This window comes from Flavobacterium sp. AC274 (genome assembly GCF_979258275.1).
The window spans coordinates 2,716,794-2,729,146 of record NZ_OZ409852.1 but is presented as its reverse complement, the minus strand read 5'-3'; the positions used below and the strand labels follow the sequence as shown (position 1 = coordinate 2,729,146).

9 protein-coding genes are annotated in these 12,353 nt (G+C 32.4%); 1 reads left to right on the top strand and 8 read right to left on the bottom strand.

The window, feature by feature from the left end; genetic code table 11:
* Positions 1-635 precede the first annotated feature (635 nt).
* The 8 genes from ACZZZT_RS12465 to ACZZZT_RS12430 form a co-directional block, all read right to left on the bottom strand.
* A complete protein-coding gene (locus ACZZZT_RS12465; RefSeq protein ID WP_463460609.1) occupies positions 636-1,238 on the bottom strand; it encodes a DUF416 family protein in 603 nt (200 codons plus the stop codon).
* 289 nt (positions 1,239-1,527) lie between these two features.
* Positions 1,528-1,926 carry a hypothetical protein gene (locus ACZZZT_RS12460; protein ID WP_463460608.1) on the bottom strand — a complete coding sequence of 133 codons (399 nt, stop codon included), beginning with the start codon at positions 1,924-1,926 and terminating at the stop codon, positions 1,528-1,530.
* A 5-nt stretch (positions 1,927-1,931) separates the two neighbouring features.
* A complete protein-coding gene (locus tag ACZZZT_RS12455) occupies positions 1,932-2,345 on the bottom strand; it encodes a hypothetical protein (protein ID WP_463460607.1) in 414 nt (137 codons plus the stop codon).
* A 184-nt stretch (positions 2,346-2,529) separates the two neighbouring features.
* The gene (locus ACZZZT_RS12450; protein WP_463460606.1) at positions 2,530-2,934 is read right to left on the bottom strand and encodes a hypothetical protein; all 405 of its coding nucleotides are present in this window, start codon (positions 2,932-2,934) and stop codon (positions 2,530-2,532) included.
* A 20-nt stretch (positions 2,935-2,954) separates the two neighbouring features.
* A complete protein-coding gene (locus ACZZZT_RS12445; RefSeq protein ID WP_463460605.1) occupies positions 2,955-7,952 on the bottom strand; it encodes a DUF6443 domain-containing protein in 4,998 nt (1,665 codons plus the stop codon).
* 7 nt (positions 7,953-7,959) lie between these two features.
* Positions 7,960-9,711 carry a hypothetical protein gene (locus ACZZZT_RS12440; protein WP_463460604.1) on the bottom strand — a complete coding sequence of 584 codons (1,752 nt, stop codon included), beginning with the start codon at positions 9,709-9,711 and terminating at the stop codon, positions 7,960-7,962.
* A gap of 137 nt (positions 9,712-9,848) precedes the next feature.
* Positions 9,849-10,898 (bottom strand): hypothetical protein, encoded by a 1,050-nt coding sequence (locus tag ACZZZT_RS12435; protein WP_463460603.1) that lies wholly within the window; start codon positions 10,896-10,898, stop codon positions 9,849-9,851.
* Entirely contained in the window at positions 10,895-11,485 is a 591-nt protein-coding gene (locus tag ACZZZT_RS12430) for a hypothetical protein (protein ID WP_463460602.1), read from the bottom strand. The genes ACZZZT_RS12435 and ACZZZT_RS12430 overlap by 4 nt, the downstream gene beginning before the upstream one ends.
* Before the next feature lie 381 nt (positions 11,486-11,866).
* Between ACZZZT_RS12430 and ACZZZT_RS12425 the strand changes: the two genes are divergently transcribed.
* Entirely contained in the window at positions 11,867-12,277 is a 411-nt protein-coding gene (locus tag ACZZZT_RS12425) for a type IV pilin protein (RefSeq protein WP_463460601.1), read from the top strand.
* The last annotated feature ends 76 nt before the right edge of the window (positions 12,278-12,353 follow it).

Below are 12,353 nucleotides of genomic sequence, written 5' to 3'. Positions count from 1 at the left end.
TTTTTTTAATTCCATCTTATTTTACTTTTGGGTTTTAGGATATTCCTGTTTCCAATACTCTTTTCTAGCTTGATTAAATTCTTTTCTTTCTGCTTTTGTTAATGGTTTCTGACCTGGTGGGTGATTCTTAGGTTTGATCCCGAATTACGTAACCTTCTTTCATTTTAAGTTTTTTTTCTTACAAAAATAATAATTTTACCATACATTGTTTGTTTTTAAAAACTGATCGTAAAAAGTCGGAGACTTTTATTAATTTTTGATTTTTCATAAGAACATAAAAAAATTGCGCAAAGTCAGAGACATTTGCGCAGCTTTTCATTAGAACTCTTTGAGGAGCGGGGACATTTGCGCAGCTTTTCATGAGAACTCTTCGGCGAGCGGGGAAATGATCGTAAAAAGTCGGAGACTTTTATTAATTTTTGATTTTCATAAGAACATAAAAAAATTGCGCAAAGTCAGAGACATTTGCGCAGCTTTTCATTAGAACTCTTTGAGGAGCGGGTAACTTTCATGTAGCTGACCTACACACATATTTTTATTATTTAATAAATATCTAATCGATATGTTCCAAAAACTAAGGGTGTAAAAATACACCCTTAGTTTTGTTTTGTTTTTGTTTGCAGAACAATACCGATCTATATATCTTTCAACAAACTTAAGTCGATAATATCATCTTTAACTATTTGTCTCATTACTTCTAAATCCTTTTCTGTTACTAATTCTATGCTATCTAAATAATCAATAACATTTGCCTGTCTTTTTATTTCATTCTGCATAAACAAATCTTCCTCAATCAATAATTCTAAATTAGGATCATTGACATCTAAATCATCACGCTCTTGAATAAACATATCAACTGTATCTGTAGCGTAAGTTGCAATATCGACAATGTTCTCTATTTCTTTATCTTGTAAAAAATATAAAGTACTCAATATTGATGTACAAGCGTCTAAAGCAAAAGATACTAAAATAGTACTATAATCCTCTGTATCCGGAGTAATCGCTTCAACAGTATCTATGTAATTATCAATATTAGAGTCCTCACTCTTTTCCAGTAAATTATTATATAAGATTGAAATTATGCTATTAAGTTCCGATGGATTTCCATAACTATATTTTTTAGAAAAATAAACGTAGTTAGGTAAAAGCCTCTCGCATATCAATAATGAAAATGTAATTTTCTTCTCATCATTTAACAAAAGTAGTTTTTGTTGTATCATATTTCTGTACTGATTCATTTATTTTTTCCTTTTTAGAGGTGTTGTAGGAGTAGCTCCTGCATTTTTTATCCAAATTTCGCAACCGTCGCATATAGGTCGGCTAGGCTTATTCTGTGTGGTCTGAACTTCTTTTTGAGACTTTAGTGTTTTGTAAAGATAGTATGCAGTCAAAGTTGTAACTGCAACCATGAGCCAGTCAGAAACTGTTCCCCATATTTCTGGATCAAATTGCCACATATTTTAGATGTTTTTAAATGAATATTAGTGCATAATTAAAAAGGATGAGCAGTTGCCCATCCTTACCAAATTAATTATTATTAAAACATTCTGTAATATCATAAAAAAAACCATCTGTATCAAATTTTTTCATCTTCTTATCACTCAAAATGTCTTTTGATTGACTTAGAAACTCATGATTCAGAATCTTTATTCTTTCTAATGTGTCTGCTTTAAAAAAAGTTTCAAAATCTAGTTTTATTTCATACTCAATGGCTGGTTCGTTTTTTATTATTTTCAAAGGTCTTGCCATAAAAAAAGGCTCAAAAGCTTTAGATACACATATAATACCAATGTAGATCTTTTCTACTTCTGAATTATACTTTTTACCTGCTAAACAACCGTTTAACTGATCCCTTAGATTATCAACAATTGATGTTTCTTCAAAACTAAACTCTTTTGAAAACTGCGTTCCTATACTAAATTCCATAATTTTTATCTAAATATTTTATTTCCTGGTGGTAAACTTCCATTCATTAAAGTGTAACCATATATCATAATTTTTTCTTGCACTTTTGTCTCTACTTGGGTTCCAACAAATATAGGGACCATTCTGACACCTCCCGGAACCATATTATCAAGTGTCGATTGAGAATACCTGGTCATTCCTGCAGATGTTTCCCCATACTTCCATACATCACCTGCATTTAAATTAACTTTATTACCTCTAACATCAATATACTCTCCTGAAAGGTTTACTCGTAATTCATAAGTAAAACCAGTAGGTTTCATTTTCTTGGCTAGAATTTTTTTAATTTCGTAAGCCTGTTTTGCTATTAATGCCCTATTGTCATAAACCCAAACTCCTGATGCTACTCCATAGCCTACTGGTATAAGAACATCATCCACGGCTCCAATTCCAGTTACGTCATCTGCAGCTAAAGTAGCTGCAAATACGGTCGCAGATTTAAATGCTCTGTTATTGAATTTTGAGCCCTTAGCTGGGATTGAATTTCGAAACTATATCGATGAAAAAAGGACGAGCAATGCTCATCCTTTTTAGTATCTACATTATACACTCTCTATCTAAAGTTTATTTAAGCTTTAATTTAAATTCATTTGGAATAGGGACAGTATTATTATCATGGATTATCCTATATACATATTCATCTTTACGGCTTCCTTTAAGTAATACACTTGTCAACTGCAGATCTGACGTATGAAACCAAATATTATCATTTTTATCAATATATAAAACCCATCTGCTATTGTTGCTAAAACTATGGTTAATTTCTTGTTGATAGATAATATTATTCTTTAGATCAGCAATTCCGTAAATCAAGCTTCCATCTTTAAATTCTTTAACAATTATTTTTATTGTTTTGTGATAATAATTCCCAGGCTCAGATATAAATTCATTATTTTTTATAAATCGGTCATTATCATTTTTACAGCATGAGCATATAAAAACTAATAATACTAACAGTAATTTTTTCATTTCCTATGTTTTTTTTAAGATTATTGTCCTGTAACTATTGTTCCAGTAATATTGCCATTTTTTATATCTGCACCCGACACAGTTATTGTTTGTTTCCATTTTATTGCTACATTATAATCAACTGGAGAGTACACTTTATTTAAAGCATTATTAAGCGCTGAATCCAAAGGATAACTATGATTTGGGTCAATTGTATCAAACCATTTTAAATTAAAGTTAAAGGTATAGCTGTCAGTCTTTTTATCATATTTCCCAACAACTCCGTAACTGAAAAAATTTGTACCATGTAACATTTGATAACCTGTAAAGTAACCATCTTCAATGTCAACATGATAATTTCCTGATTCGACAGATGTTTTTTTCTTTTTATCAATAGACATTCCGCTAGCAATTTCAAAAGCATTCCTTATTATCTCATCATTCAGTATCTCATTTTCCTTCATATAATCTTGCCATGCCTCATTATCTAAAACCAAGTCTCTTCCCGATCCAGACAACCAATGACTTAACAATTCTTGCCCTCGAGCATCAAAAAGAATACTACCGCTACCTGCTCTGCTACGATTTCTATCTCTTTGTCTCGCTCCCCTTCTTCCCGGATCAATTTCATTATTATTTTGACCGTCACTATTTCCTCCAGAATTAACATAGGACATAGCATCTTCAAATGAAACTTCATTACCATTAATTACATATTTACCTGTATTGCTATTATATACAGAATCTGCTCCACTTGGGTCAGAAAAAATAGCAGGATTGTTATCAAAAGCAACATATGGGGATACACTCAAATGTACCACTGGATCTTGAACAACCCATCTTCCAATTGCAGGATCATATTGTCGCATATCCATTGCGTACATCCCAAGCCCCATCTCGTCTTGCAACTCTTTTCCATTGTACTTATACTTTAATGCCGGATTGGTAGAAACTACCAGGTTACTATTATATGTTTGTTTTAATCCAAAAGGGTAATAGTTGTTCTCTTCTAGAATTTCGTTTTGAGCATTTGATATTACCTTTTCTATTTTTAATTCATCAAACCATGCACTTCCATTTGTTGTACCAGTCCTATAGTCAAGAGTTATTCTTGAGTTTATCGATCTTATATAAGCCGGAACTGTAACAATTTTTTCAACATATACCCATTCACCTTTAGTCGTAATATACTGATAATCGTAAAGGGTCATATATTCTGTTTCTCCTTCTTTTTTCATCATGAGTTCCAGTCTGGCACGTGACCATTGTGGTATGTTTTCTAAAAGAACCCATCCAGAAATACGGTACTGGGTGTCTGCAGGATTGTTTATTAAAATCCATTGTGTACTGTGAACAGATCTGGATACATCTTCGATATGTACATCTATTCGTCCCGAACGGTTTCCGGAATGTTTTACAGTAGTGTCAAATGCATCTAAAGCATGACCCCAACTCGCACCAGTACCATCCCAACCAATTGGGTTTTCAAAACCATCTTCCCACACAAGCTGAGTACCTGTCTGATCTGAAATTATACCATCTTTATTACTATCAGCATAACTCAATCGAATGTTCCCTAAATGATCTTTGTACTGATATACATATTTATAAGAACTTCCCGAAGGTTCAACATAACCTTCTGCAGTTGGAAAAAATTTAAGTGTATTGTTATTATACTGATACCCTCCAAGATAATCGGTTGTTATAGCAGGTTTTCCTGTTTCATTAACGATTTTCTGTACTTTTTGGCCCGCTGCATTGTAAATATACTCAATATTCCCTTTAGAATCAAAGGTAATTTTGGTTGGCAGGTTTAAATGATTGTACTTTATCTCTATGATGTTTTTATTATTATCTCTAATCATATTTCCATTGACATCATAAGCGTAATCATCAGCAGTGTTTGATGCACTGTCAACAAAACCTAATGACTTATCGCTGCTGTCTATTACCTTAGTAAGTTGGTTGGTGAGGTTGCCAGATCCATAGCTATATGATAAATCATCAATTCTTGAAGCAGCAGTTTCATTATTTCCATTACGAATAATAGACATTATGTTTCCGTTTTTATCATATGATAAATTTTCATCATAGGCATTATTTACGGCACCGTTTCGTTTGAAAATACTTGTTTTTAAACGATTAAGTTTGTCATAAGCATAACCATATCCGCGAACTAACGGATTTGCCTCAGAAGTACTGGTCCAATAAGTTTCGGCAATATTTCCGTTAAATAAAGGATCGACACCTGGTGTATTTGCAGTAGAATAGTTGATTTTAAATGCAAATAAATCCTTAGGATCACCAACTATAGAAAGTGAACTTACATCATTAATACTTTCTAACCAACCACGAATATTATAGGTATAATTGACGTTTTGAGTATTATTTCCTGTTTTTTTAGAAATTAGTTGTCCTAATTCATTATAAGTATTACTCAGTATAACTTCTGCAGGTTCTGCTCCGTTTATCTGATGCGTTTGTGTTAGCAGTCTGTCATGGGGAGAGTATGTAAAAGCATCCTTTGTAACAAGATCAGCTCCTGTTCCCAATCTATTGTGCTTTGTAATACTATATTGCAATTGCCCTGAAAAAGAATCTAATTTGCTATCGGTATAAGTATAACCTCCTAAAAAGTTTTGCGTATAAGTACGAACCGGTCTTGCTTTTGCCTCATAAAAAGTAGCTGTTGTTTCTCCTTTATTACTTGTACTTGATGTAAGTACTCTTGTCCATGAAGCTGTTGCCAAACCTTTTGTAGCAGTTAAAACATCCTGTCCTTCTACACTGGTTGGTATTGCAATTGCGGGTGTGCCTGGAAAAGTATAGTTGTCATAATAGTTAACGGTAAGAAGCTTGAAATTAGTTGGCGCAACTACATTACTATAATAAGCAGGAATTCCATCTATTGTTCCACTAGCTTGTTTGTTTTCGTTTAGTACCGTAAGAACTGAACTATTTTGTGCGTTTTGTAACGATACTCTTCCATCTGCAGTGGCAGGAGTATTCATCCACCCTGTATAAACAGGGCGATTAAAGGCATCATATTTAGTTATTAACCATCCTGCAGTGTTTATGTCAGAAAAAGGAGAATTGGCTGGTCCGGTAGCTACTGGCCTGTCTAATTTATCGTAAACAATAAATTCCCATTGTTTGCCGGGTAATTTTTTCTCTACCAATCTGTTTTTAGAATCATACTTATACTGGTAGCATAAATTATCTAAAACAGTTTGACTATCAGTAGTAGTTATTACGGCGCTAAAGGTACTTCCCGCCTGAGCGTGAAAACCATCCAACAAACGTATAGAATTTGCTGCTGTTAATTGTACCGTATTTCCTGAAGCTATGATAGCTGTTGATGTTATATCTGCCCCTGTAGCAGATGAACCTCCAACACTTCCTGATGCTTTAGGCGGAATCACAAATGTTAGATTTCCATATATGTCATAAACATAATAGGTATCATGTTTTTCATTAACAGTCGAATTTTCAACTGTTCCATAGGTTCTTTTAAGAACTACTTGCCCTTGTTTGTTTTTAAATTCAACTGTTGATCCGTTAGTTTCAGATGGCGTAGCAGCTGTATTCTCGTCATACGTAATAGTTTTGTAAAGTACATTTGGCTCATAAACTCCAGTATTTAATTTAGTAGTGTATAAACCAAGAGTAGCATTCCATGTTGTTGCAGCATAGTAATAAATAACTTCACCTGCGGCATTAGATTGGTAATCCATTTTTATTTCATGTCCGGAGCCTGTTCTCCAGTCATTTCCCGGTGCTGCCTGTTTTAATACTCTGTTTAGAGGAGAAGGCTCTAACTGTTTGTCACTAAAAGGATTGTCGTTTGTATTGCCATAATTTGCTTTATACTGCTCTGTTAGTTGAAATTGTAAAACTGAAGGCAACATATAAGTTAAAGTTGTCTGATTAGAAGCGAAAGGAAGAAATTCTTTTGTTTGTCTTCCTAAATCATCATAATCAATATGTGTTATAATATCTTTACCAGTGGCAGAAGATTGATTGGCAATTTGTTGTATTGGTCTTCCTAAACCGTCAAAATAAGTAATATTAGTTTGCGCCTGATCTGGTGTTGGATTGACAAAAACTTCTGATGTTTCTTTTTTATAAGTTGTACTAATTATGTAATTAGTATCCGGCACAGGTATGTTTGAACAATCTGCACTTGTACCGTATATCAAAGGACAGTTGTCGGTATTGTCTCGCACGTAAGATACTGGTTTAGTACATTGTTGGATAAATTTTGAGGGATCTCCAAGATTATCGCCATCAAAATCAGCATACCATACGGTTGCTGGATTTATATCTGTAGCATCATCATTACAATCTCCGGCTTTATCTACGTAGTCCTCAAGTTGTTTGCCAGGACTCGCTAATAGCATATGAGTGGTTCTTAATTCATTTCCATAACCATCATGATCATGGTCCCAATAGTACATTCTTGGAGTTATATTTGTGATAAAGCCTGTTTGATCATTTAAATCAAGATTATTAGTTACATATTTATCGGGTTTAACACTCGCATAAACACTAACATTGGGATCTCCAAAAGTATCCTTATCAAAATCAAAATAAAATGTTTGTGGAGTTATCTCAGTAATAAGTCCGTTATTATCATCTAAATCATTATCTGTATCCGAATAACCATCAGGTCGTGTACAAGCCTTTGTGGTAGGACCATTTTTAGCACCACGTCCGTCACCATCCATATCACGATACCAAACTGCGTCGGCCGTTTTTATATTGAAATTACTATCATCACAATCTTGTTGATTTGCGACATAACGGTTAGGTTTTGTTGGAGAAAAAACATAAATATTTGGATCACCGTAACCATCTCCGTCATAGTCATAGTTCCACTGGTAATTTGTTTGACAATTATCGCATGGTTCTGGCGGATCAATAGGTTCAACAAAGCTTTGTGTTGTAACTGTACCACCAGTTTTTGCGGTTTTATCTTGTGCAAATCCTGAAAAAATGAAGATCTGCAATAATATTATAAGTAATAATTTTTTCTTCATTTTTCGACTAGTTAGTTTTATAGTGATATTGGTTTTGGGATAGTATTTTTCCGTTTGAATCTTTTAAAACCTTCAAGCGATTAAAATTATCGTATTCGTAATAGGTTATCAGACCTTTTGGGTCGGTTACTGAACTAATGCCTATTAAGGGTTTATAAGTATAAGTAGTTATCATTGCGTTAGGCAGCAATGTTCTTAAATCATTTAATGCTGAAATTAAATTCGCCTCTGTATCTGTATCTGATTTTGTCTGTAAATTGGCGACATAAGAAGATACCTCGCTGTATAGTGCATTTTCTATTTTTGCAATAGGTTTTGTTTTATTGTATCCCCAGATTATGGCAACCGGAGTACCATTTTCTATTTTATATTCCAAAATATTACCATTCCCATTATCCAATAATGAAAAAACAATTTTTCTGTCTTTAGCAGTTGTTATATCTATATCTCCGGCACCTCTCATTTCATGAATTTCTTTTGGCAATAAAAGATTTCCTGTAGCACTGCTTTCTTCATATTTTACAATATTTTCAGAAGTCTGTGCAGCATTAACCAACATTTCTGTTTTAACAGGTGTGTCTATTCTGTTTTGATTAACTAGTTTTTGCATGTTTGCTCCCTGATTTGAAGTTAGCAAATCTGAAGGGTAATAGTATTTTGATTCTAAATTTTCTCCAACAGAAGAACTTGATGCTTGCGACGTCAATTGAAGATGCTTATTGCCATTGTAGTTATAATTTGTAGCCGTTGTAACAGGATTTTCACCATTTATATCATATAGGCTTGTTGAAGTATTTGCTAAATAAATAAAGTAAGAGATATATTTATATGGCATTACATCAAGATGTTCTATCGTGGGAATACCAACATATTGACCTACAGAAGCATTTTTTGTAATGCATGGATGTTCAATATTTACTGTTTGATTATTTGCTCCGCTAACGATACAATTGTTATTGGCATCTTTTTGGTGAAAATGTATTGCAGAGCAATATTTAACTGGATAAACCTCAGTTAAAGTATTGGCGTCACATAAACACTTATCTTGTTCGTTAGAAGTAAAAACTCCTGGTGCAGGATTATATATAGCGTAATTGATCGCAGTAGGTGTATTTAGGTCCTTAACATAATTATTTGTAACTTCTTTTCTTAAAACAAAAGTATTATTGCGTTTTTCGAAAGTTTTTGTTTTAAATAATTTTCCGTTATTCCATCCAAAATTTGTCCAGGGTACATTTCGAAATTCACGATCTCCCCTATATATATGTTCACGATAATCTTTATTTATGATAAACTCATTTTCTTCGCAACCATTTGCATTACCAGTTCCTTCACTTACAGTAACATATTGATAAAAAATATTAGAACCCATCTCAAATAAAGAAGAGACACTACTTGAATTTAAAACAAGGTCTGTAACAGTACAACTTAGATCATTAACTCCAGACTCACTTACATGATCACTAAAGTTTACATAATAAGGTTCTTGTAGAAAATCTCCAGAAGATTTTGATTCATTATATTTTGAATAACTATAATTTTTTATAACAGGATTAGTTTTGTATAAGGAATAATCTCGGGTTTGTTTTACTCTCAATCCTCCAATCTTAATATTAGCAGGCACAATAATAGTTGTACCTGAACGGTAGCTATAACTTAATGTTGCAGATGTGCAATTAGCACCGACTATACTTAAAGAAATTCTATATTTTTGACCTGCCTCTGCATTAAAATAGCTATTTCTTGTATATGGGGTCATATTCTCTTTCAGAGATATAAATGTAGTGCTAGTTGTGATTCCGTTATTGGATGTCAAGTAAAGCGTTTCGTTTTTTTGTTTATCAATATTATATACACTATAGGTCGCTACTCTTTTTCCTGTATCATCCTGATCATTTAGACAAAAAAACTGATTCCTCCTATAAGGTTAATCTGCTGACTGCTTAAAGCCGTAAATTCTCTTCTAGATGTTGCATTATGTGTTTCTAAATCAGTTGTTGGATTTAGATATTCGTGAATTGGGGGGGCATATTCTTTTGTCTCTCCATAATAAGTATTAGGTTCATATGTTAACTCTGTATAGCCTTTTGTAGGATAGGTGATTTTATTCAAAAGCCCCATTTGTGAATAACCTTCTTTAACTTCTCTATCAGCTGCCTGATAATCAAAAGTTTCAAAACCATAATCTTCGATTCTTGGAATTAACATCGAATTATTAACACCATTAAAATATCCCCAATGATCCTGGCTCTTTGATAAACGAGCAGGAAAGGTATTAGGACTAATATAACTGAATGCATATTTGTTAGTTTCTTCCAGAAAATGAAAACTATTTAAAAAGATCCTTTTATTGTTTGTTACTAAATAATCAAATTCAATTTTTTCAATTGTATTTGATGTTTTACCCTTCATCGTAATTGTTTTAACAACAGTAGCAGGTTCGTTGGTGGCAATTTTATCTTCATAAGCAAATGATACATTACCAAAATCAGGTTTGTTACTAGTTATTGACTCAAGGTTTTTACCTATTATTCTAATAGAATGAGAAAAGATTCCACTAAAAGTAATTCCTTTTATATAACCTTGTCCTGGCGCACAATTTTGCATATCTGGAAAGGATTTTGAAGCTTGTTGACTTTCTGCCTGAATGTAATCTTGTGTATGGTTAGTGTATCCAAAATAAACTTCATCTCCTTTAGGATGTACAATTTTATTAAGGTACCACGCCGTAACTTTTATTGAAGGTATTGAATGTCCTCCCCCTTGAGTTCTTAACATGGTTTGCTCTTTTTCCTGGAAAAAATATTTGACTCCATCTGGTGTTGTTACAAGAAAAGAGTAAATCTCATCCCCAGGATTATTAATTACTTCAATTTTGATGTCGTTTCTCTCAAAAAAAACAACTTTATTATTATCATCAAAGTAAAATTTTCCAGAGTAATTCATAAAGTTGAACATAAATAAATCTCTCTCTTTTCTTTACCATAATTTTCTCCATAAAAATTAAAGTATAGTCTATTCATAACATCTGAAGGCGTCGAAGTTATATCAAAATGCTTTAATGGATAGTCTTCATAGTAATCATCTTCCTGATTACGAATTACTCTAGTAATAACACCACCACCAATAAGATTCCAGCCCATGCCTGCTTTACCATTCACGTCATCAACTTTAATTCCTCCAGAAGAGTAATTCAATGTAAAAGGAACGTTTATATTATTTGTTTTATAGGTAAATAAGGGTAACTGAATATTTGGTGTTCCAGTAAACAAACCTATCGGTGTGTTACCGTACATTGCAAACTTAAATGCTTCGGGAGAAGGTGGGGTAATATTTGGTAAAAATTTACTTGGATCATTGGCATTGTCCTGAGCGGCAACTTTTGTCAAAGCAAGAACAAATAAAAAACAATATAAAATTATAGTGTTTTTAAAAGTAGTTTTATACATAAAATCGGTAAGTTTATGGTTTGTTGAATATGATTTTCTTTGTTGTTTATAGTTATAACTATAATAATGCAATTGCATGCCCATGTGGGTTACATTTGCATTTGTTGCAGAAAAGTTTTTTTCTTAACTGGAAATAATATTATTTTTCAGTTGCTATCTGAAAATTGTTGCTTTGCCTAAATGTAAAGTTGCTGAAGCAACAGAAAATGATTTAAGGAAGAGTTTAGGTGGAGATTTAACTAAACAATTAATTTTTAGAGAGTGGTTAAAATAAGCCACATACTTAAAGAGTAGATTTTTTATCATGTAGATATTCTTAGAATATTTTAGTTGTTTTTGGCATGCAATAATAATAAAAATAAACTTATAATTTTAGATTAATATTAACAGAATATTTCTTAACAGGGCTCTAAGTTTTTTTTCAATAAAAAAGATATATTTGTAGAAATTAATTTATATTTTGTTTTGAAGAAAAATCTACTTAAAAAACTGCCATCTTTCAACCTTCAGGAAATGTTGATTGTTCTTGCTATCATAGGAATTCTGCTTTTAATTGCATTGCCAAACCTAATGCCATTAATAACCAAAGCCAAAAGTGTAGAAGCTCAGGTACAATTAAAAGCTATTTATAATGCTGAAAAACAGTATTATTTTATGTATTCAAAGTACAGTCCTAACTTTACAGAGATAGATTTTGAAGCACCAAAAACTACTAAAGAAAACGGTAGTGCAAACTATGTTTATGAAATTATTCAATCTGATAATACTGCTTTTAAAGTAAAAGCAACTGCTATTACAGATTTTAATGGTAATGGTGTTTTTAACGTTTGGGAAATTGATCAAAATGGTGTTCCAAAACAAATTGTAAACGACTAGATGTGGTACTTAAAATTGCTTTTAATTATTGTTTTTGCAATTGTTTTATTTCAGGATTTTAAGAATCGTTTGGTAT